Origin of the sequence: Streptomyces sp. SJL17-4 (assembly GCF_036826855.1) — a bacterium.
GTDB lineage: Bacteria > Actinomycetota > Actinomycetes > Streptomycetales > Streptomycetaceae > Streptomyces.
The window spans coordinates 706,851-727,555 of the sequence record NZ_CP104578.1; the positions used below are offsets into that span (position 1 = coordinate 706,851).

Consider the following 20,705-nt stretch of genomic DNA (forward strand, 5'->3'; position numbering starts at 1 on the left):
CGCGGCAGCGTGCTCGGGCACGGGGCAGCGGAAGCGGGGCAGCTTCATGCGTAGTCCGCCCGTCCGAGCGGGGAGTGGGACCTAGTGACCGTGATCGCCCATAGGACGAGGTCGTCCTGGCCGTCGGCGGCCAGGACGACCGTCCGGTGGTCCTCGACGGCGAGGGAGGCGAGCGGGAAGCCGCAGTCCGCGGCCGGGGAAGCGGGGGCGTACGCCGTCCGTGGTGAAGGCCGTCGCCGTCCCCGCCGACTACTTCGCGCAGCTTCGGCGGGTGATGATTCAGACGGACGACCTGATCGGCCCCCGGCACGTCCTTCCGGCCCTTCAGCAGCACCTGTCCGCTCTCGCTGCTCGCCGCAGGGCGGCTCGCGGCACGCAGGCCTTCAAGCTCCTTGCGCTGGAGACCCGATTCGAGGAACCGGCCGGCTGATTGGCCCAGGACATCGGCGACGAGCGGACCGCCCACGGGCACACCGCGAGGGCCCTCGACACCTCCCACGTCACCGGCGACACCGACCTCACCGCGTACGTCCTCGGGCGCAAGGCGCAGCTCGCCGTCGACACCGGCCACCCCGCCGATGCCCTGGGTCTCGCCTCGGCCGCCCGGCGTACCGCACGGCCCGGCAGCCGTCTGGAAGTCATCGCAGTCCTGCACGAGGCGCACGCGCACGCGATACTCGGGGACGGTGACGAAGCAAACCGCCGGTACGACACCGCGTTCCGTCTCCTCGGACGCGCCGATGCCGACGGCGTCTGGGGGTCCTGGCTCGACGCCGCGTACGTCAGCACCGCACGTGCTCGATCCCTCGCCGCGCTCGGAGCGTACGAGGAAGCCGCCGTCGGCTTCGACAGAGCCATCGCCGCCCTTCCCGCTACGTACCGACGCGACCGCGGCGTCTACCTCGCGCGCGCCGCCCGCGCCCACGCCGAGTACGGAGACATAGGGCTCGCCGCCCGAATCGGCATCCAGGCCACCGGTATCGCTGCCGAGACCGGCTCCGCCCGCATCATCGGACAGCTCGACCGACTCGACCGAACGCTCGCCTTCGCGCCCCGTGAAGAGGGCGTCGCCGAGTTCCGTGCCGCACTCGACCGCATCGTCCTCCACCCCGCCTGAAATCCGCGACGCCGGGCTCCGCCGCGTCGTCACCGCCTGGCGCGAGCCCGACACCTTCGTCCCCGGCGCCGACGGGACGGAACTTCTCGAAGAGGCCGGTGTCGTCGTCATCGAGCTGCCCGACCAGGCTGAGACCGCCCAGGCGCCCAACCAGCACCTGCTCTGACGCCGCCGACGGGCAACACGCCTCGACGTCTCCGAACGAGGGCGGATACCCATCGCTCCGAGCCCTCGCCGCGTTCAGGCGGCCTCGTACTCGTGCGCCCTCACTCCGCGCCACTCCACCCATCGGGGATCATCGAGCAGCTCCTCGGCGTCCTCCAGGCCGGCCCGTCGGAGAAATTCGACGACGTCTCGGTCGCTGTGGGCGAGTCCGAGGATGCCGCCCTGGCGGACCGTAACCCTGCGGCCGCCGGTCGGCGAGGGTGGGTGGACGACTATCGGAGCGATGCTCATGCCTCCAGGGTGCACCCGCTCAGGCGCGGACGCCGAGCTCGGCATCCGCACGGCAGATCTGGCACGGGGGCGACGTCGGCGACGCCCCCCACGCACACATCACCTCAGCAAAGCCGTCGCGTGCGCCCACGCCCTCTCTGACGACGGTGCGGCCCTCCGCACGCACCAGCACCTGCAACGGCAGCAGCAAGGATCATCACCTGACTGCACGTCAGATGAGTCAGCAAAAGGTCAGCATCGATCCGACCAAACCCTGTCACACGTGCCTGAACCCGAGACTCCGCTCGGTGCCTCCCGCACCCAGCAGGCCCCTGATCCCCGACCACAAGACAGGCAGCGGATCAAGGGTCCCGCACGGCGGCCGCCGGTTGGAGTGCGGCTCACCCGGACATACGTTTCCCCAGGTCAGCGCACTCGTCCGCGCGGCTTCAGCGGGGTGGCGGGCAGCTCCGGGGCGGTCAGGCGCTCACCGTCGTAACCATGCACCTCGCCGAACCGTGAGCCCTTCTCCCAGTCCTCTCGCGCCTGCACGATCTCGTCACCGGATCGGCCGACGAAGTTCCACCACATGACGATCTCCTCCTCGAACGGCTCGCCGCCGAGGAGCATCAGTCCGGCGTCGGAGACCGCGCGGAGGGGAAGCTCGGTGCGGCCGCAGCCGAGGTAGAGCATGGAGCCGGGCAGGACCGGGACGCCGTCGACGTGGACCTCGCCGGACATGGCGAGGACCGCGTACTCGAAGTCGGGGTCCAGGGGGAGGCGCGTCTCCGTGCCCGAGGTGAGCGCGAGGTCGGCGCCGACGATCGGGGTGTACGTCGTACCCGGCGAGGCGGCGCCGTCGAGCTCGCCGAGGATCACCGTGGCCGTCAGGCCCGGGGCCGTGACCCGGGGCAGGTCGGCGTGGTGCTGGAAGTGCGGCTCCACATGGCGGTGGGCGTCGGGGAGGGCCACCCAGAGCTGCGCGCCGTGGAGGAAGCGGGCGTGCGGTCGCGGGCTCTCCTCCGAGTGGGAGATGGCCCGGCCCGAGGTCATCAGGCCCAGCTCGCGCGGCCGGATGGCCTGGAGGCTGCCGGTGGAGTCGCGGTGCAGGACCTCGCCGTCGTGGAGCCAGCTGACGGTCTGGAGGCCCATGTGGGGGTGCGGCGGGACCTGCATGCCCGGTTCGTCGGCGATGTCGTCGGGGCCGTAGTGGTCGACGAACGCCCAGGCCCCGACCATCCGGCGGCCCAGGTTCGGGAGCAGTCGGCGGACCTCGGTCGACTCACCGAGCTGGACGTGGCGGGGGCTGAGGAGTTCCCGTACCGGCTCGGCGACGACGAATCCGCGGCCGCCGCACACGGTCAGCGCGGCCTGACGATCAAGATTGCTCATGCTCAACCTGTTCCTGTCCGGAGACGGCCACCATTGTGGAATGTTCAACCATCTCGGTGTGTTGACGTGGTCGACCACCCCACAGGGTGGCAGATCCGGGCCTCGGGAAAGGGCGAGCAAGTGAGCGACACGTACTACGAGTTCGGAACGGCCGGCGAACGCTGGGACCGCGCCCGGCTCTTCTTCGACGCGAAGGAGTACGGAACCGCCGTCCGCATCCTCTCCGGACTGGTCGAGGAGCACCCGGAGCAGACGGCCCAGCGGCTCCTTCTCGCGCGGGCCTACTACCACTCCGCCCAGCTCTCCCGGGCCGAGACCGAGCTGCGGGCGATCCTGGAGCGTGACCCGGTCGAGCACTACGCCCGGCTGATGCTCGGCCGCACCCTGGAACGCCTGGGGCGCGCCGACGAGGCCGCGCCGCACCTGCGGATGGCCGCCGCGATGGCGGGCGAGACACCGCCGGCCTGACGCGGTCCTGATACCCCCGTCCGGTATATTCGGCGGCTGGGAGGTCCTGGCCGTGCGTACACACCGAGCGGAACGCCGCAGACGAGCAGAAGGTGCCCTGGCGCGCCTTCTGCTCGTCGTCGTGCTCGCGCTCGGGGTGTTCCTGATGCACGCCGTCGGCCACCCCGAGGGTTCCGGCGGGGGTACGGGGACCGGCTCGGTCTCCGCCCACCACTCCGTCGCTCCCCCCGGTGACGACGGCTCCGACACCGGGCACGAGCCGGGTTCGGGGATGGACATGACCACCCTGTGCGTGGCCGTCCTCGCCGGCTGGCTGTTCGCGGGGCTCGTCAGAGCCGCGCTCGGCCGCCGTCCCGACTGGCTCGCCCCGCTGCTCGCGCGCCTGACGCCCGCGCTGGGGCCGCACGCGCCACCGCCCCGAGCTCCCGACCTCGCCCAGCTGTCCGTCCTGCGGATCTAGGCCCTACCGCCACCGCGGGCGCCCCGCGCTGCCCGTGAACGCCTTCGGCCTGCCCTTTTCCGTCTGTACGACCAGCACACGAGGTATCACCCATGCGTTCCTTCACCCATCGCACCGCCAGGAAGTTCGCCCTCGTCGGCGCCGCCACCGCGACCGGGCTGCTGCTCACCGCCTGCGGCACGGACGACGGCACGAGCGGGATGGACCACGGCGGCGCTACGTCCGCCACGGCGTCCGCCTCCGCCACGGCGTCCGCCTCCGGTTCCGCTTCGGCCGCCCCGTCCGGCGCCGCTTCCGGCTCCGGCGACCCCGCGGCCGCTCCCGGTGCCTTCAACGACGCGGACGTCATGTTCGCGCAGATGATGATCCCCCACCACGAGCAGGCCCTTGAGATGGCGAAGCTCGCCGAGGGCCGGGCCGAGGACCCCGAGGTCAAGAAGTTGGTCACCGCGATCGAGCAGGCCCAGGACCCGGAGATCCAGAAGATGAAGGCCTGGCTCAAGGGCTGGGGCAAGCCCGAGTCCGCCGGTCACGGCGCCGGCGGCGGGGGCGGTCACGGCATGGCCGGGATGATGTCCGAGGAGGACATGAAGGACCTCGCCGCCGTCAAGGGCAAGGCCTTCGACCGCAAGTTCGCCGAGCTGATGATCGCCCACCACGACGGCGCCGTCGACATGGCGAAGGACGAGCAGAAGAACGGCGAGAACCCCACCGCCAAGGCGCTCGCCGACGACGTCGTACGGACCCAGTCCGCCGAGGTCGCCGCCCTGAAGAAGGTCCTCGACCGGCTCTGATCCGGCCCGGCTCCCCCTGACCCGGCTCCCCTTTCCCGTCCGCACACGGCGAACGGCGTACGGACACGTCCGCGCGCCACGGGCGGCTCGTCCCTCTCCGGGACGAGCCGCCCCGCCGCCGTACCCCTGCTCCCTGGCGAAAGAACGATGACCACGCACTTCTCGCGCCCACCTGCCTCCGCTGCAGCCCTGCCCCTCGCCCTCGCCCTCGCCCTCGCCCTGGCCCTCGCCCTCACCGCGTGCGCGTCGTCCGGCGAATCCTCCGGTCGGTCCTCCGGCGCCAGGACCCCCGGCGCCGGCCCCGCCGCGCCCCTCAGCCACATCCACGGGCTCGGACTGCGCGGCGAGAGCCTCTACGTCGCCACCCACCAGGGCCTCTACACACCCGGCGCCGACGGCGTCACCTGGGACGACCGCGCGGCGCTGCGCGCCCTCGACATCGCCGTCTCCCCCGCCGACCCGGGGACGGTCCTCGCCTCCACCGAGTCCGGCGTGGCCCGCAGCACGGACGGCGGCAGGACCTTCGCCCCCGGTGCGGGCCGGGTCCTCGCGTACCTCTCGTGGGGTGCCCCCGGCGCACTCTTCGGCGTCGATCCCGACGGCGTCCTCTTCCGCGGTACGGGCGGGGGCGCCGGCTGGACCCGGGTCTCCGCCATGCCGGGCGGAGCCCCGCAGGCACTCACGGTCGTGGACGCCCGCCGCCTGCTCGTCGCGACCGGGGACGGGGTGTACGAGTCCCGGGACGCGGGTCTCACCTTCGAGCGCCGGATGGCGGTGAGGACCGCGGACGGCGGCCACTGACCGGCACCACCGCCGTACGATCCCCACCCGGGTCGAAGCCCGTCCGTGTGCTCCCCGCTCAGCGCTCCACGACCACCTCGCCGCCCACCACGACCGTCTCCGCCACCGTGCCCGGGATCTCCTCCGGGGCGATGCGCAGGATGTCGCGGGAGAGGACGACGAAGTCGGCGAGCTTGCCGACGGTCAGCGAACCCCGCTCGTGCTCCAGGAAGTTCGCGTACGCCGAGCCCATCGTGTAGCCCTCGACCGCGGTCTCGACGTCGATCGTCTCGCCCGCCGTCCACGCCTCCCCGCCGCCGGGCGGGCGGCGGGTCACGGCGGCGTGGATGCCGACCATGGGGTCCATCTCGGCGACGTTCCAGTCGCTGGAGAGGGCGAGGACGGCGCCCGCCTCGCTCAGGCTGCGCAGCGGCCAGGCCTTGTGCCAGCGGTCGGGGCCGACGTTCTCCGCCCAGTCCTGGCCCGGTCCCGCGATGTCCGGGGCGGCGTGCCGGGGCTGCATGCAGGCGACGACGCCGAGTTCGGCGAAGCGCGGGGTGTCGGCCGGGTCGAGGCACTCGACGTGGACGATCTGGTGGCGTGCGTCGCGCGGCCCGTTGGCCGCGCGGGCTCGTTCGACGGAGTCGAGCACGGTCCGGATGCCCCGGTCGCCGGTGGCGTGGACGAAGCACTGGAAGCCGCGCGCGTCGAGCCGGGTGAGCAGCTCGGCGAACTCCTCGGGCGGGTAGAAGGTGTCGCCGCGGTGGTGGGCGCAGCCCGCGTACGGTTCCAGGAGGGCGGCCGTACGGGGTTCCACGACGTCGTCGATGTACAGCTTGAGCGGTCCGACCCGCAGCCTGTCGTCCGCGAACTCCTTTGCCACGGCCTGGAATTCGTCCAGGTAGCTGTCGGTCGTGCCGCGCGGGTGGAAGAGCGCGGCGACGATCCGGGAGCGCAGTCGGCCCTCGGCGCGGGCGCGCTGGAAGAGGGCGAGGTCGTCGAGGGAGTTCTGGGGTTCGACCACGGTGGTGATGCCGAAGGCGATGGCGTCGTCGAGGCTCTTGACGAGCCGGCCGTACTGCCGGTCCGGCGCGGCCCACGGGACGCCGAGGTCGCGCAGGGCGCGGTGGCCGGCGCGGGAGAGCCCCTTGACCGCGAAGTCCTTGACGAATCCGGTCGGTTCGCCGGTCGTCGGGTCGGTGACGGCCCGCCCGAAGGGGAGGTCGGTGTGGTCGCGGTCGACGCCGAGGCGACGGAGGGCGGCGGTGTTGAGCCAGGCGGTGTGGACGTCGTAACTGAGGACGAGGGCGGGGGTGTCGCCGGTGGCCGGGTCGAGGTCGGCCGCGGTGGGCATCCGCCCGCCGGGGACGGCGGAGTAGTCGAAGGCCTCGGCCTCGATCCACTCGGCCTCGGGGTGCGCGGTGTGCCAGGCGCGGATGCGGTCGTGGATCGCGTCGAGGGTGCGGGCGCCTGCGAGCTGGACGCAGGCGTCGTCGGAGCCGAGGCGGACGTGGTTGTGGGCGTCGACGAAGCCGGGCAGGACGAGTCGTCCGCCGGCGTCGAGAATCCGGGTGCCGGGCCCGGCCCAGGCGCGTGCCTCCGCGTCGGAGCCGATCCAGACGATCCGGCCGTCACGGACGGCGAGGGCCTGGGCCTCGGGGAGCGCGGGGTCGACGGTGTGGATCCGCGCGCCGGCGAGGAGGAGGTCGGCGGGGGAAGGCGTGGCGGACGGGCCGGGGGAAGGCGTGGCGGACGGGGCGGTGGAAGGCGTGGCGGACGGGGCGGTGGAAGGGGCGGTGGTGCCGTTCATGCGGGGTGACTCCGTGACGTACGTACGAGGGGTGTGCGGGCGGTTTCGGGGCGCCCAGGAGGCTCAGGGGTGGACCGGCGTGACCGTCCGGCGCGCGAGGAGCACGTACACGAGCGCCGAGACTCCCGCGCCGAGCACGGTGAGGTCCGCGCCGCCGAGCGGGGCGACGAGCGGGCCGGTCCACAGCTCGGAGTCGCAGGTCAGCGCCGAGAAGAGCAGGCCCGCGAGGAGCGCTATCAGGCCGGGCGGGTGCCAGCCGGAGCGGTACCAGTAGGCGCCGCCGGTGCTCACGTGCAGTCCGGCGGAGTCGTACGTGCAGCGGCGGAGCACCATGTCGGCGAGGAAGACCCCGCCCCAGGGGGCGAAGACGATGATCAGGAGGGAGAGGAAGGAGAGGAGCGAGGTGGTGAAGTCGGTGAGGAAGAGGGCGCCGAGGGAGCCGGCGGCCGTCACGGCGGCGCTGATGACGATGGCGCGGGCGCGGCTCCAGGGGATGCCGAGGACCTGGAGGTTCAGGCTCGACGAGTAGAGCGTGATGATCGAGTTGGTGACGGAACCGCCGAGGACCAGGGCGAGGAAGAGCGGCTGGAACCAGCCGGGGAGCAGGCTCTCGGTGCCGGCGACGGCGTCGGTCATGTCGACCTGGGTCGCGGCGGCCACCCCGGCGACCCCCAGAGCGACGGAGGAGACGAAGCCGCCGAGGGCTCCGCTCCAGGTCACGGCCTTGAGGGAGGTCGCGCGGGGCAGGTAGCGGGTGTAGTCGGCGGGCATGGGGAGGTACGAGAAGGGGCCGGCGAGCATCACGACGAAGGCGAGGCTCCAGCCGGCGGCGCCGGGTGCTGCGGAGGGCGCGGAGGTGTCGGCGCCGGGCAGGACGAGGACGAGGAGGGCGGCGAACCCGACGGCGAGGACATAGGCCATCCAGCGTTCGGCGAACTGGACGGTGGCGTGGCCCCAGAGGGCGACGGCGAAGGTCAGCGCGAGGGTGATGCCGAGGGCGAGGGCGCGGGTGCCGGAGCCGCCGCTCCAGCCGAGGTCGGCGAAGAAGGCTTCGAGGGCGAGGGTGCCCACCACCGTGTTCACGATGGTGTAGCCGATGCTGACGATCCAGTTGAGCAGACCGGCGGGCCAGTTGCCGCGCAGGCCGAAGGCGGCGCGGGAGATGACGAGGGTGGCGGTGCCGGTGCGGACGCCGCTCAGACCGGCCGCGCCGATGGCGAGGAAGGAGAGGCCGCCGATCACGACGACGGCGATGGCCTGCCAGAAGGAGAGCCCGAAGGCGACGGCGAGGGCGCCGTTGATGACGTAGGTGAAGGTGAGGTTCGAGCCGAACCAGAGCCAGAAGACGTCCTTGGCGCTGCCGTGCCGTTCGGCGTCGGGGATGGGGTCGATCCCGTGCTCCTCGACCTGGAACACCTCGTCCCGGGTCGTGGTCGCCGTGGTCCCCGTGGCCCCAGGCGTCGTCTCGTGTCCGAGCACACCGCACCTCCTGTCGTGAACGCTGCCGTGAACGTCGTCGACGTCGTCAACGTCGTCAACGTCGTCTTGAATGACGTTCTAAGTTCTTGAATGGCATTCAAGATGTGCGATGAGTTCCGGCCACGTCAAGGCCTACAGCGGTTGCGATTAAGGTCGAACCGGCAAAGGCACGGCGCATCGGCGGAACGGAGACAGTGGCGGTGGCAGGGGCGGCACGACGGCGGGACGGGCACGTCACCCAGGAACGGATGCTGGAGGAGGCCATGACGGCGATCGCCGAGGACGGCCTCTCCTCGCTCACGATGTCGGCGCTCGCGGAGCGGCTCGGCACGAGCGGCGGCCACATCCTGTACTACTTCGGCAGCAAGGACCTGCTGCTGCTCGCCGCCCTCCGGTGGAGCGAGGCCGCGCTCGCCGAGGAGCGCCGCGCGCTGCTGTCCCGGCGGATCACGGCCGAGCGGAAGCTCGACCGGTTCCTGCTGCTCTATCTGCCGCGCGGGCCGCGCGATCCGCGCTGGACCCTGTGGATCGAGCTGTGGGCCCGTACCCCCGGCAACAATGCGCTCGGCGAGGCCCAGGAGGAGCTGGACCGGGGCTGGCACGAGGACCTGGAGGCGCTGCTGGCCGCCGGCGTCGCTCGCCGGCGCTTCGCCCCGCTCGACGCGGCGGCGCGCGCCTCCGAACTCCTGGCCCTGCTCGACGGGTTGAGCACCCGGGTCGTGCTGGGCCAGAAGTCCGGCCGTGATCCGCGGCCCGCCCTGGAGGTGGCCCGCTCGGCGGTACGGGCGTTGGTCGTCCCGTACGCCCCGGGTGCCGGCGACATGCCGTAGGGGGCGACTCCTTGACGGTTCGTCAGCCCCGGTAGGCCTCAAGGAGGCGCAGCCACGCCTCGCTCAGCGTCGGGTACGACGGTACGGCGTGCCACAGGCGGGTGATCGGGACCTCTCCGACGACCGCGACCGTCGCGGAGTGGACCAGCTCGCCGATGCCCGGGCCGACGAAGGACGCGCCGAGGATCACCTCGCGGTCGAGGTCGACGACCATCCGGGCGTGCCCCCGGTAGCCCTGGGCGTAGAGCCCGGCCCCGGCGACCTGGCTCATGTCGAGGTCCACGGCCCGGACCCGGTGGCCGGCCCGCTCGGCCTCGGCGAGCGAGAGTCCGACGGCGGCGGCCTCGGGGTCGCTGAACACCACCTGCGGCACGGCGGCGTGGTCGGCGGTGGCCGCGTGCGGGCCCCAACTCGACTCGTCCAGGGTCCCGGTGCCCGTCGCGCGGGCGGCGATCGCGGCCCCCGCGATCCGGGCCTGGTACTTGCCCTGGTGGGTCAGGAGCGCGCGGTGGTTGACGTCCCCGACGGCGTACAGCCAGTCGGTGCCGGTGACCTTGAGGCTGTCGTCGACGTCGAGCCAGGAGCCCGGCTTCAGGCCGACCTTCTCCAGGCCGATGTCCTCGGTGCGCGGGGCCCGGCCGGTCGCGAAGAGCACCTGGTCGCCCTCGACGTGGTCGCCGCCCTCCAGGACCACGGTGACCGGTCCCGTGCCGCCGTCGCGCACCACCGCGCTGACCGAGACGCCGGTACGGATGTCCGCGCCGCGCGCGGTGAGTGCGGCGGCCACGTGCTCGCCGACGAACGGTTCCATCCGCGGCAGCAGTCCCCCGCCCCGTACGAGCATCGTCACCTTCGACCCGAAGGCGTGCCAGGCGGTCGCCATCTCGACGCCCACGACTCCCCCGCCGACCACGATCAGCCGCCCCGGCACCCGGTCGGAGCTGGTCGCCTCGCGGCTGGTCCAGGGACGCGCCCCGGACAGGCCGGGCAGATCGGGGAGGACGGCGCGGCTGCCGGTGCAGACGGCGACCGCGTGGCGGGCCGTGAGGACGTGGCGCTCGCCCTCGGGGCCCGCGACCTCGACCCGGCGCGGGGCGAGGAGACGGCCGTGGCCCCGGAAGATCCGTACGCCGATCGAGTCCAGCCAGTCCACCTGGCCGTCGTCCGTCCAGTCGCCGACGACCTCGTCCCGGTGGGCGAAGACGTCCAGGGCGTCGAGGGGGCCGTAGACCGACTCGCGCAGGCCCGCCACCTTGCGGGCGTCGGAGCGGGCGATCACCGGGCGAAGGAGGGCCTTGCTGGGCATGCAGGCCCAGTACGAGCACTCGCCGCCGATCAGCTCGCTCTCGACGATCGCGGCGCTGAGGCCGGCGGCCCGTACCCGGTCGACGACGTTCTCCCCCACCGGGCCCGCCCCCAGGACCACCACGTCGTACTCGTGCGCGTGCTCGCTTTCCACCGTTCGTGTCATGGGTGACAGTCTGGCTCAGCGGTGCCGGACAGCACGGCTCACTACGCCGATGTGCGGATCGAGTCCCCGGCGGGGCAGGCGGGCGTCCCGGAGAGGATCGCGGCGCCTCAGGGAGAGACCCGGTCCTGGAGGGCCGACTGCCAGGCGGGAGCGGGGGTGACGGGCTTGCTCTCGGGGCGCCGGCCTCCCTGGGCGAAGAAGTCGACCAGGGGAAGCAGGGCCGCGCCGACCGTGACCGCCTCCGGACCGAGGGTGCCGAGGCCGATGCCGGTACGGCTGGCCGGGTACTCCAGGGCGTACTCCCGTGCGTAGCCGGACACGGTTTCCAGGAAGCGGGTGCCGAGCTGGAGGCCGGCCCAGCCGCCGACGAGGATGCGCTCGGGCTGGAAGAGGTTGATGAGGTCGGCGAACCCGGCGCCCAGGTACTCGGCGGTCTCCGCCAGGACGGCGAGCGCCGTGGCGTCGGGCTCCGTCCCCGGTTCCACCGGGTACGCCGCCGCCAGCATCGCCGTCAGGGCCGTCTCCTCGTCCGCGCCCGCCGGGGGCACCCCGCCGGCCTCCCGCCACCGCTCCAGGAGGGCTTCGGCACCGGCGTACGCCTCCAGGCAGCCCTGGGCTCCGCAGCGGCAGCGGCGCCCCCGGACCCGTACCGTCAGATGACCCCACTCGATCGCCCGGCCCGGCCCCATCGGGTCCGTGACCACGCACGCGCCGACGCCCGAGCCGAAGAGGACCACCACGGCGCTGTGCGCGCCCCGGCCCGCGCCGAACCACATCTCGGCCTGGCCGAGGGTCTTGGCACCGTTGTCGATCCAGTACGGGACGTCCTCGGGCAGATCGACGGCGGCGCGGAAGAGGCGTTCGAAGGGGACGGCGTCCCAGCCGACGGTCTGGCCGTGCACGACGGCACCGTCCTCGGCGTCGCGGGCGACGATGCCGGGGACGCCGACGCCGACGCCGATGAGGCGGTCGGCGGGTACGTCCGCGGTGCGCAGCACCTCAGCGATGCCCTCGCGGAGGTGGTCGACGACGAGGTCGACGTCGTAGCGGGCGGTGCGGGGTCCGGAGCAGGCCAACGGGCGTTCGGTGCGGGCCAGTTCGGTGAGGGTGAGGTCGAAGAGCTCGATCCTGACCCGGGTTTCGCCGATGTCGACGCCGATCATGAAGCCGCTGGCGGGGCTGATCCTGACGAGGGTACGGGGGCGTCCGCCGGCGGAGTCGACGCTGCCGGCCTCCTCGACGAGGCCGTCGGCGACGAGTTCGGCGACCACGTTGCTGACGGAGCCCGAGCTGAGTCCGGTCGCCGGGCCGAGCATGAGGCGGCTCATCGGTCCGTCGAAGTACAGCCTGCGCAGAACGGCGGTGCGGTTCTCACGCCGCAGGTCACGCACCGTGCGGCCAGTTCTCGCGTGCACTTTGGTCCCCGTCTCTGAAGTCGTTCGTTGCAACATACCCGCAGCACAAGCCTTGACGCGACCTTCTCATGGAGTTTAACTCACATCCTAAATTAAGCCGATGTCACGGCGAGGCCTCCAGAAGCTCAGCCCATCGGCACGCCCCCCTCGTCCCTGAAAGGGCCCAGGAGCCATGCGCAGAATCAGAGCCGCTGTCACCGGTGCCGTCTCCCTCTCCCTCGCCTTCACCGCCACCGCCTGCGGCGGCGGTGAAGGGAGCGAGTCGTCGCCGAAGACCCTCACGTACTGGGCCTCCAACCAGGGCGCCAGCCTGGAGGTCGACAAGAAGGTCCTGCAGCCCGAGCTCGACCAGTTCGAGAAGGAGACGGGGATCAAGGTCAAGCTGGAGGTGATCCCGTGGTCCGACCTCCTCAACCGCATCCTCACCGCCACCACCTCCGGGCAGGGCCCCGACATCCTCAACATCGGCAACACCTGGAGCGCCTCGCTCCAGTCCACCGGCGCCCTCCTGCCCTGGGACGCGAAGAACCTGGAGGCCATCGGCGGCAAGGACCGCTTCGTCGACTCCGCGCTCGGCTCCACCGGCGTCCCGGGCAAGGACCCGGCCGCCGTTCCGCTCTACTCGATGGCCTACGCGCTCTACTACAACAAGCAGATGTTCAAGGACGCGGGCATAGCCGAGCCGCCGACCACCTGGGACGAGGTGATCGCCGCCGGAAAGAAGCTCAGCAAGGACGGCAAGGCGGGCATCGGGGTCGAGGGCTCCAACCTCTCCAACAACATCCACCAGGTCTTCGTCCTCGGCAAGCAGCACGGTGCCGACTTCTTCACCGCCGACGGCAAGCCCGACTTCACCTCCGACGGGGCGGTCGCCGCCGTCAAGCAGTACATCGACCTGATGGCCGCCCAGAAGATCGTCGCCCCGGGCAACGCCGAGTACGCCCAGAACCAGTCCCTCAGCGACTTCGCCAAGAACAAGACCGGCATGGTCCTCTGGCAGACCCCGCAGCAGACCTTCTCCTCCCAGGGCATGGGCCCGGAGGAGTGGGGCGTGGTCCCCGCCCCGGTCCCGTCGGGCAAGCCCGGTCAGGGCGCCCAGACCAACTCGATGGTCGCCGGCATCAACCTGGCCGTCTTCAAGAACACCAAGAACCTCGACGGCGCGCTGAAGTTCGTGAAGTACATGACGAGCGACGAGGAGCAGATCGTCCTCAACAAGGCGTACGGCTCCGTCCCGCCGGTCAAGAGCGCCCAGAAGGACCCCGGCTTCGGCGCCCCCTCGCTCGCCGTCATCCGCGACACCCTCGCCAATAGCGCCGCGGCCCTGCCGCAGGTCCCCGAGGAGTCGCAGTTCGAGACGGTCGTGGGCACCGCGGTCAAGGAGCTCTTCGCCGACGCCGCCGCCGGGCGTCCGGTCACCACGGAGTCCGTGAAGGCCAGGCTCGAAAAGGCCCAGCAGCAGATGCCCAAGAAGTAGGCCGCCCCACCATGACCGAAACCGCCGTCGCTCACCCGACCGAGCCGGCGGTGCGCAAGGCCACACCCGGAGAGGCACGCGCACCACGCCGCTCCGGGCGTCGCCGCATCGCACTGCCCTACCTGCTGCTCCTGCCCGCCCTGCTCCTCGAACTCCTCGTCCACCTCGTACCGATGCTCATGGGCATCGCCATGAGCTTCAAGGAGCTCACCCAGTTCTACATCCGGAACTGGAACGAGGCTCCCTGGTCGGGCCTGGACAACTACACCGTCGCGATCGACTTCGACGCCCCCGTCGGACAGGCGCTGCTGAAGTCCTTCCTGACGACGTGTCTGTTCACCGTCCTCTCCGTGGGCCTGTGCTGGCTCCTCGGGACGGCCGCCGCGATCTTCCTCCAGGAGAACTTCCGGGGCCGCGGCTTCCTGCGGACCCTGTTCCTCGTCCCGTACGCGCTGCCCGTCTACGCCGCCGTCATCACCTGGGCGTTCATGTTCCAGCGGGACAACGGCCTGGTCAACCACGTCCTCCACGACCAGCTCGGCATCGGAGACAGCCCCGCCTTCTGGCTCATCGGGGACAACAGCTTCTGGGCCCTGCTGATCGTCTCCGTGTGGAAGGGCTGGCCGTTCGCCTTCCTCACCGTCATGGCGGGACTGCAGAACATCCCCCGGGACATGTACGAGGCGGCGGCCCTCGACGGGGCCGGCGTGTGGAAACAGATCCGGCACATCACCCTGCCGTCGCTGCGCTCCGTCAACCAGGTCCTCGTGCTCGTCCTCTTCCTCTGGACGTTCAACGACTTCAACACGCCGTTCGTGCTCTTCGGGAAGGCGGCGCCCGAAGCCGCCGACCTGATCTCGCTCCACATCTACCAGTCGTCCTTCCAGACGTGGAACTTCGGCACCGGCTCCGCCATGTCCGTGCTGCTCCTGCTCTTCCTCCTCGTCGTCACGGGCGTCTACCTCCTGCTCACCAGCCGCGGAAGGAAGACCTCCGATGTCTGAGCACGCATCCCGGCGCGCGGCCCCGCGCTCCCCCATGGCGGCACCCCGCTCGTTCCTCTGGGCCCGGCGGATCTTCCTCACCCTGCTCACCGCCTTCGTGGTGCTGCCGGTGTACGTCATGATCTCCAGCTCCCTGAAGCCGCTGGAGGACGTCTCGGGCAAGTTCGAGTGGTTCCCCTCCGGGCTCACCCTCCGCCCGTACGTCGACATCTGGGAGACCGTCCCGCTCGCCGACTACTTCGTGAACTCGATCGTCGTCGCGGGCGCGGCCACGGTGTTCTCGGTGCTGGTCGCGATCTTCGCCGCCTACGCGGTCAGCCGCTACACCTTCCGCGGCAAGCGGGTCTTCACCGTCACGGTCCTCTCCACCCAGATGTTCCCCGGCATCCTCTTCCTGCTGCCGCTCTTCCTCATCTACGTCAACATCGGCAACGCCACCGGCATCGCCCTCTTCGGCTCCCGCGAAGGCCTGATCCTCACCTATCTGACCTTCTCGCTGCCCTTCTCCATCTGGATGCTGACCGGCTACTTCGACTCGATCCCGCGCGAGCTCGACGAAGCGGCCAAGGTCGACGGCTGCGGCCCGATCAGCGCGCTGTTCCGCGTCATCGTCCCGGCCGCGTCCCCCGGCATCATCGCCGTCGCCGTCTACGCCTTCATGACCGCCTGGGGCGAGGTCCTCTTCGCCTCCGTCATGACCAACGACACCACCCGCACCCTCGCCGTCGGACTCCAGGGCTACGCCACCCAGAACGACGTCTACTGGAACCAGGTGATGGCCGCCTCCCTCGTGGTGAGCGTCCCCGTCGTCGTCGGGTTCCTGCTCCTCCAGCGCTATCTCGTCGCCGGCCTCACCGCAGGTGCGGTCAAGTGACGTCCCTCTCCACACCCATCACGAAGAGGTTCCCCGTGTCCGAATCCACCGATTCCCGCACCACGCTCGACCTGGAGGCCTTCCCGCCGGACTTCGCCTGGGGCACGGCCACCTCCGCGTACCAGATCGAGGGCGCGGTGGCCGAGGACGGCCGTGCCCCCTCCATCTGGGACACCTTCTCCCGCGTCCCCGGTGCGATCGACAACGGCGACCACGGCGACACCGCCTGCGACCACTACCATCGCTGGCCCGAGGACATCGCCCTGATGAAGGGCCTCGGCACCGACGCCTACCGGCTCTCCGTCGCCTGGCCGCGCATCGTCCCCGGCGGCGACGGCCCCGTCAACGCGGCCGGGCTCGACTTCTACGACCGGCTCGTCGACGGACTCCTCGACGCCGGCATCACCCCCTCCGTCACCCTCTACCACTGGGACCTGCCGCAGGCCCTCCAGGACCGGGGCGGCTGGACGGTCCGCGAGACCGCCGAGCACCTCGCCGCCTACGCCTCCGTCGTCGCCGAGCGGCTCGGCGACCGCGTCACGCAGTGGGCCACCCTCAACGAACCTCTCTGCTCGGCATGGATCGGCCATCTGGAGGGGCGGATGGCCCCGGGCCTCACCGACCTCACGGCCGCCGTCCGCGCCTCGTACCATCTGCTCCTCGCCCACGGCCTCGCCACCCAGGCCGTCCGCGCCGCCGCCCCCGGCGTCCAGGTCGGCCTGGTCACCAACCACTCGACGGTCGCGCCCGCCTCCACCCGGCCCGAAGACCTCGCCGCCGCCGCCCGCGCGGACGGCCACACCAACCGCTGGTGGCTGGACCCGATCTACGGACGCGGCTTCCCCGCCGACATGCGCGAGCTGTACGGAGTCGAACTGCCCGAGAAGCCCGGCGACTTGGACGTCATCGCGGCCCCCCTGGACTGGCACGGCCTCAACTACTACTTCCCGGTGACCGTCGCCGACGACCCGACGGGACCCGTCCCGCACGCCCGCGAGATACGGCTCCCCGACGTGCCCCGCACCGGCATGGACTGGCAGATCGACGCGGGTGGCCTGGAGGCCTTCCTCCTGCGGCTCACCGAGGAGTACGGCGTACGGAAGCTGTACGTGACGGAGAACGGCTCGGCCTTCCCCGACACCGTCGGCCCCGACGGCGAGGTCCACGACCCCGAGCGCACCCGCTACCTGGAGCAGCACCTCGCGGCCTGCGCCCGCGCCCTGCGCAAGGGTGTCCCGCTCGCCGGGTACTACGCCTGGTCCCTCCTCGACAACTTCGAATGGGCCTACGGCTACGACAAGCGCTTCGGCCTGGTCCACGTCGACTTCGACACCCAGGTCAGGACCCTCAAGACGAGCGGCCGGCGGTACGCGGCCCTCGTCCGCGCCCACCGGGAGACGACCTCGGGCTGACCGGGTCCCCGTAGCGTGATCCGCCGGGAGGCCGCCCCGTGACCACGGGACGGCCTTCCGGTGCCCGGCACCGGGAGGTCAGGTGGACTCGCGTACGACCAGCACCGGTTCGAAGACCTTCGAGGCCGGCTCGGACCGGGCGCCGTCGAGCTGCTCGACCAGCAGCGTGGCCATCGCGGTCGCCATGCGCTCCACCGGCTGGCGCACGGTGGTCAGCTGCGGGCGCGCCTTCCGCGCCGCCACCGAGTCGTCGAAGCCCACGACGGCCACCGTGCCCGGGACGGAAACCCCCCGCTCGCTCAGGTACTGACAGGCGCCCTGGGCCATCAGATCGTTGGCGGCGAACACGGCGTCGATCTCGGGATGGCCCTTCAGGAGCCTGGCCATGGCGCGCCGGCCGCTGTCCACCGTGAACCGGCCCCGTACGACCGGGACCGACGCCACCCCGTGCGCCGCGATCGCCTCCCGGAAGCCGTCGAGGCGTTCGTCCGCCGTGGGGGCGGTGGCCGGTGCGGCGATGACGGCCGGGCGCCGCCGGCCGGTGGCCCAGAGGTGCTCGGCCGCCAGACGCGCGCCCGCGGGGTTGTCGAGGTCGACGTAGCCGCACCGCTCCCCGTCGCGGGGGCGGCCGAACAGCACCGTGGGCAGGCCCGCCGCCATCAGCATCGACGGGAGCGGGTCGTGCTCGTCCAGCGGCACGACGAGGGCCCCGTCCGCGCCGCCCTGCCGCAGGTACTCGACGAGTTGGGCCCTTGCCTGCTCGGACTCGGCGACGAGCAGCACCGGCTGGATCGCCCGGCGGCGCAGGACCGGCAGGACGCCGTCCACCACGCGTCCGAAGAACGGGTCGGAGAACACCCGCGCGGTGAAGGACCTGCCCGTGGCGGAGAGCACCAGGGCGACCGTTCCGGTGCGCCGGGTGACCAGGGAACGGGCGGCCTGGTTGGGCGTGTAGCCGATGCGGGCGATGGCGTCGCGCACGCTCCGCTGGATGTCGGGAGCCACGTTGCGCACGCCGTTGACGACGCGGGACACCGTCGCGCGCGATACCCCCGCCTCACGTGCGACGTCTTCCAGAGTCGGTGCTCGATTCCCCACCCACGCACCTTAACGGTGCCGTGTGTCCGGTGGGAGGACGGTCCACGGCCACCCGGAACCCGTTGAGGTCGACACTTAATGAAAGCCAAAAGAAAAGTCATGTCACACGCCTTGACCGTCAACTCGCCCTGCGGGCAAGGTTTCGGAGAGCGCTCTCCCACATTCCCCCCCTGTATCCAGAGGAGACCCCATGTCTTCCGTCGGGTCCCCGCCGGTCTTCCGGCGACCCGCCTCACGCGTCCGCCGGACCACCGTCGGCGCACTTGTCACCGCACTGGCCGGCAGCCTGCTCGCCCTCGCCCCCGCCACGACGGCACAAGCGGCACCCACCCTGCTCTCCCAGGGGAAGACCGCGACCGCCTCCTCCATCGAGGGCGGCGCCTTCTCCGCCTCCGCCGCCGTCGACGGCAACCTCACCGGAACCCGCTGGGCCAGCGCCTGGCAGGACGCCCAGTGGATCCAGGTCGACCTCGGCAGCAGCGCCACGCTCAGCCATGCCGTCCTCACCTGGGAAGCGGCCTACGGCAAGAGCTACGACATCCAGGCGTCCGAGAACGGCACCGACTGGCGCACCGTCACCTCGGTCACCGGCGGCGACGGCGGCACCGATGACGTCACGCTCTCCGGCACCGGCCGCTACATCCGGATGAACGGCCTCACCCGGGCGACCGGATACGGCTTCTCCCTCTGGGAGTTCCAGGTCTACGGCACCACCGGCGGCACCGGCCCGACGCTTCCCGGCGGCGGCGACCTCGGCCCCAACGTCCACGTCATCGACCCGGCCACGCCCGGCATCCAGGCCAAGCTGGACCAGGTCTTCCAGCAGCAGGAGTCGGCCCAGTTCGGCAGCGGCCGGCACGCCTTCCTCTTCAAGCCCGGCACGTACAACGGGCTCAACGCCCAGATCGGCTTCTACACCCAGATCGCCGGCCTCGGGCTGCGCCCCGGCGACACCACCATCAACGGTGACGTGACCGTCGACGCCGGCTGGTTCAACGGGAACGCCACCCAGAACTTCTGGCGCGGCGCCGAAGGCCTCACCCTCAACCCGGTCAACGGCACCAACCGGTGGGCCGTCTCGCAGGCGTCCTCCTTCCGCCGGATGCACGTCAAGGGCGGCCTCAACCTGGCGCCGAACGGCTACGGCTGGGCCAGCGGCGGCTACATCGCCGACTCCAGGATCGACGGTCAGGTCGGCAACTACTCCCAGCAGCAGTGGTACACCCGCGAGAGCTCCATAGGCGGCTGGTCCAACAGCGTCTGGAACCAGACCTTCTCGGGCGTCGAGGGCGCCCCGGCGACCTCCTTCCCGGAGCCCCGCTACACCACGCTCGACACGACGCCGATCTCCCGCGAGAAGCCCTATCTCTACCTCGACGGCACCGAGTACAAGGTCTTCGCACCCGCCAAGCGCGTCAACGCCCGCGGCACCAGCTGGGCCAACGGCACCCCACAGGGCGAGTCCGTCCCGCTGAGCCAGTTCTACGTGGTCAAGCCCGGCGCCACCGCCGCGACGATCAACCAGGCGCTGGCCCAGGGCCTGCACCTGCTGTTCACCCCGGGCGTCTACCACGTCGACCAGACCATCAACGTGAACCGGGCGAACACCATCGTGCTCGGCCTCGGCCTCGCCACGATCATCCCGGACAACGGCGTCACCGCCATGAAGGTCGCCGACGTCGACGGTGTCCGGCTCGCCGGCTTTCTGATCGACGCCGGCCCGGTCAACTCCCCGACGCTGCTGGAGCTCGGCCCGCAGAACTCCTCCGCCGACCACGCCGCCAACCCCACCACCGTGCAGGACGTCTACATCCGCATCGGCGGCGCCGGCGCCGGCAAGGCCACCACCAGCATGGTCGTGAACAGCGACGACGCCATCATCGACCACACCTGGGTGTGGCGCGCCGACCACGGCGAGGGCTGGGGCTGGGAGACCAACCGCGCCGACTACGGCGTCCGGGTCAACGGCGACGACGTGCTCGCCACCGGCCTGTTCGTCGAGCACTTCAACAAGTACGACGTCGAGTGGTACGGCGAGCGCGGCCGCACGATCTTCTACCAGAACGAGAAGGCGTACGACGCCCCCAACCAGGCCGCCATCCAGAACGGCACGACGAAGGGGTACGCCGCCTACCGGGTCGACGACTCCGTGAACACCCACGAGGCGTGGGGCCTCGGCAGCTACTGCAACTACAACGTGGACCCGACCATCGTCCAGGACCACGGCTTCAAGGCCCCGGTCAAGCCCGGGGTGAGGTTCCACAGCCTCCTGGTGGTGTCCCTCGGCGGAATGGGCCACTACAACCACGTCATCAACGACACCGGGGCGTCCACCATCCCCGCCGGCACCTCCACCGTGCCGTCCACCGTCGTCTCCTTCCCCTGACGG

At 71.5% G+C, this 20,705-nt stretch carries 19 protein-coding genes and 1 pseudogene; 13 read left to right on the forward strand and 7 right to left on the reverse strand.

Going from position 1 to position 20,705, the window contains the following annotated elements:
• Positions 1-223: 223 nt before the first annotated feature.
• From N5875_RS02915 to N5875_RS02925, 3 genes and pseudogenes are all read left to right on the forward strand, one after another.
• Complete coding sequence (locus N5875_RS02915; protein WP_338491645.1) at positions 224-430, forward strand: hypothetical protein; 207 nt, start codon at positions 224-226, stop codon at positions 428-430.
• A complete protein-coding gene (locus N5875_RS02920; protein ID WP_338491647.1) occupies positions 431-1,117 on the forward strand; it encodes a DNA-binding protein in 687 nt (228 codons plus the stop codon).
• Positions 1,118-1,124: 7 nt separating this feature from the next.
• A pseudogene (locus N5875_RS02925) lies at positions 1,125-1,283 on the forward strand (5-amino-6-(5-phosphoribosylamino)uracil reductase); the annotation flags it as partial.
• Between the two features lie 74 nt (positions 1,284-1,357).
• On the opposite strand, the gene N5875_RS02930 reads toward N5875_RS02925, so the two are convergent.
• Together N5875_RS02930 and N5875_RS02935 are read right to left on the reverse strand one after the other, a co-directional pair.
• On the reverse strand, positions 1,358-1,573 hold the full coding sequence (locus N5875_RS02930) for a hypothetical protein (RefSeq protein WP_318211914.1): 216 nt from the start codon (positions 1,571-1,573) through the stop codon (positions 1,358-1,360).
• 405 nt (positions 1,574-1,978) lie between these two features.
• The gene (locus N5875_RS02935) at positions 1,979-2,944 is read right to left on the reverse strand and encodes a pirin family protein (RefSeq protein ID WP_318211916.1); all 966 of its coding nucleotides are present in this window, start codon (positions 2,942-2,944) and stop codon (positions 1,979-1,981) included.
• Between the two features lie 120 nt (positions 2,945-3,064).
• Between N5875_RS02935 and N5875_RS02940 the strand changes: the two genes are divergently transcribed.
• The 4 genes from N5875_RS02940 to N5875_RS02955 all read left to right on the forward strand — a co-directional run bounded on the left by N5875_RS02940 (position 3,065) and on the right by N5875_RS02955 (position 5,467).
• Entirely contained in the window at positions 3,065-3,412 is a 348-nt protein-coding gene (locus N5875_RS02940) for a tetratricopeptide repeat protein (protein WP_318211917.1), read from the forward strand.
• 52 nt (positions 3,413-3,464) lie between these two features.
• Positions 3,465-3,872, forward strand: a complete 408-nt coding sequence (locus N5875_RS02945; protein ID WP_318211918.1) for a DUF6153 family protein — start codon at positions 3,465-3,467, stop codon at positions 3,870-3,872.
• Positions 3,873-3,964: 92 nt separating this feature from the next.
• Entirely contained in the window at positions 3,965-4,666 is a 702-nt protein-coding gene (locus tag N5875_RS02950) for a DUF305 domain-containing protein (protein ID WP_318211919.1), read from the forward strand.
• A gap of 147 nt (positions 4,667-4,813) precedes the next feature.
• Complete coding sequence (locus tag N5875_RS02955) at positions 4,814-5,467, forward strand: hypothetical protein (protein WP_338491648.1); 654 nt, start codon at positions 4,814-4,816, stop codon at positions 5,465-5,467.
• Between the two features lie 58 nt (positions 5,468-5,525).
• On the opposite strand, the gene N5875_RS02960 is transcribed toward N5875_RS02955, so the two are convergent.
• Both N5875_RS02960 and N5875_RS02965 read right to left on the reverse strand, forming a co-directional pair.
• Positions 5,526-7,256 (reverse strand): amidohydrolase family protein, encoded by a 1,731-nt coding sequence (locus N5875_RS02960; protein ID WP_338491649.1) that lies wholly within the window; start codon positions 7,254-7,256, stop codon positions 5,526-5,528.
• A 63-nt stretch (positions 7,257-7,319) separates the two neighbouring features.
• Positions 7,320-8,735, reverse strand: coding sequence for a cytosine permease (locus N5875_RS02965; RefSeq protein WP_318211922.1), 1,416 nt, complete (start codon positions 8,733-8,735; stop codon positions 7,320-7,322).
• 200 nt (positions 8,736-8,935) lie between these two features.
• Here N5875_RS02965 and N5875_RS02970 point away from each other — a divergent pair, with 200 nt between their 5' ends.
• The gene (locus tag N5875_RS02970) at positions 8,936-9,565 is read left to right on the forward strand and encodes a TetR/AcrR family transcriptional regulator (protein WP_338491650.1); all 630 of its coding nucleotides are present in this window, start codon (positions 8,936-8,938) and stop codon (positions 9,563-9,565) included.
• A 22-nt stretch (positions 9,566-9,587) separates the two neighbouring features.
• Here N5875_RS02970 and N5875_RS02975 read toward each other — a convergent pair whose 3' ends face one another.
• Positions 9,588-11,036 (reverse strand): NAD(P)/FAD-dependent oxidoreductase, encoded by a 1,449-nt coding sequence (locus tag N5875_RS02975; RefSeq protein WP_318211924.1) that lies wholly within the window; start codon positions 11,034-11,036, stop codon positions 9,588-9,590.
• 107 nt (positions 11,037-11,143) lie between these two features.
• Entirely contained in the window at positions 11,144-12,451 is a 1,308-nt protein-coding gene (locus N5875_RS02980) for an ROK family transcriptional regulator (RefSeq protein ID WP_338491652.1), read from the reverse strand.
• A 172-nt stretch (positions 12,452-12,623) separates the two neighbouring features.
• Here N5875_RS02980 and N5875_RS02985 point away from each other — a divergent pair, with 172 nt between their 5' ends.
• From N5875_RS02985 to N5875_RS03000, 4 genes are read left to right on the forward strand one after another with little or no spacing between them, the layout of a single operon-like run.
• The gene (locus N5875_RS02985; RefSeq protein WP_318211926.1) at positions 12,624-13,928 is read left to right on the forward strand and encodes an extracellular solute-binding protein; all 1,305 of its coding nucleotides are present in this window, start codon (positions 12,624-12,626) and stop codon (positions 13,926-13,928) included.
• 11 nt (positions 13,929-13,939) lie between these two features.
• Positions 13,940-14,932 (forward strand): sugar ABC transporter permease, encoded by a 993-nt coding sequence (locus tag N5875_RS02990; RefSeq protein WP_318211927.1) that lies wholly within the window; start codon positions 13,940-13,942, stop codon positions 14,930-14,932.
• Positions 14,933-14,966: 34 nt separating this feature from the next.
• A complete protein-coding gene (locus tag N5875_RS02995) occupies positions 14,967-15,806 on the forward strand; it encodes a carbohydrate ABC transporter permease (protein WP_318212032.1) in 840 nt (279 codons plus the stop codon).
• A gap of 35 nt (positions 15,807-15,841) precedes the next feature.
• Positions 15,842-17,218 carry a GH1 family beta-glucosidase gene (locus N5875_RS03000; RefSeq protein WP_318211928.1) on the forward strand — a complete coding sequence of 459 codons (1,377 nt, stop codon included), beginning with the start codon at positions 15,842-15,844 and terminating at the stop codon, positions 17,216-17,218.
• A 78-nt stretch (positions 17,219-17,296) separates the two neighbouring features.
• Here the strand turns inward: N5875_RS03000 and N5875_RS03005 are convergent, their stop codons facing one another.
• Complete coding sequence (locus N5875_RS03005; protein WP_338491654.1) at positions 17,297-18,316, reverse strand: LacI family DNA-binding transcriptional regulator; 1,020 nt, start codon at positions 18,314-18,316, stop codon at positions 17,297-17,299.
• A gap of 190 nt (positions 18,317-18,506) precedes the next feature.
• Here N5875_RS03005 and N5875_RS03010 point away from each other — a divergent pair, with 190 nt between their 5' ends.
• Complete coding sequence (locus N5875_RS03010; RefSeq protein WP_338491655.1) at positions 18,507-20,702, forward strand: discoidin domain-containing protein; 2,196 nt, start codon at positions 18,507-18,509, stop codon at positions 20,700-20,702.
• Positions 20,703-20,705: the final 3 nt, after the last annotated feature.

Excerpts from the sequence above, each read along its gene's own strand:
- N5875_RS02930 (WP_318211914.1), bottom strand. The coding sequence starts at position 1,573 with ATGAGCATCGCTCCGATAGTCGTCCACCCACCCTCGCCGACCGGCGGC.
- N5875_RS02935 (WP_318211916.1), bottom strand. The coding sequence starts at position 2,944 with ATGAGCAATCTTGATCGTCAGGCCGCGCTGACCGTGTGCGGCGGCCGC.
- N5875_RS02950 (WP_318211919.1), top strand. The coding sequence starts at position 3,965 with ATGCGTTCCTTCACCCATCGCACCGCCAGGAAGTTCGCCCTCGTCGGC.
- N5875_RS02955 (WP_338491648.1), top strand. The coding sequence starts at position 4,814 with ATGACCACGCACTTCTCGCGCCCACCTGCCTCCGCTGCAGCCCTGCCC.
- N5875_RS02960 (WP_338491649.1), bottom strand. The coding sequence starts at position 7,256 with ATGAACGGCACCACCGCCCCTTCCACCGCCCCGTCCGCCACGCCTTCC.
- N5875_RS02975 (WP_318211924.1), bottom strand. The coding sequence starts at position 11,036 with ATGACACGAACGGTGGAAAGCGAGCACGCGCACGAGTACGACGTGGTG.
- N5875_RS02985 (WP_318211926.1), top strand. The coding sequence starts at position 12,624 with ATGCGCAGAATCAGAGCCGCTGTCACCGGTGCCGTCTCCCTCTCCCTC.
- N5875_RS02990 (WP_318211927.1), top strand. The coding sequence starts at position 13,940 with ATGACCGAAACCGCCGTCGCTCACCCGACCGAGCCGGCGGTGCGCAAG.
- N5875_RS02995 (WP_318212032.1), top strand. The coding sequence starts at position 14,967 with ATGGCGGCACCCCGCTCGTTCCTCTGGGCCCGGCGGATCTTCCTCACC.
- N5875_RS03010 (WP_338491655.1), top strand. The coding sequence starts at position 18,507 with ATGTCTTCCGTCGGGTCCCCGCCGGTCTTCCGGCGACCCGCCTCACGC.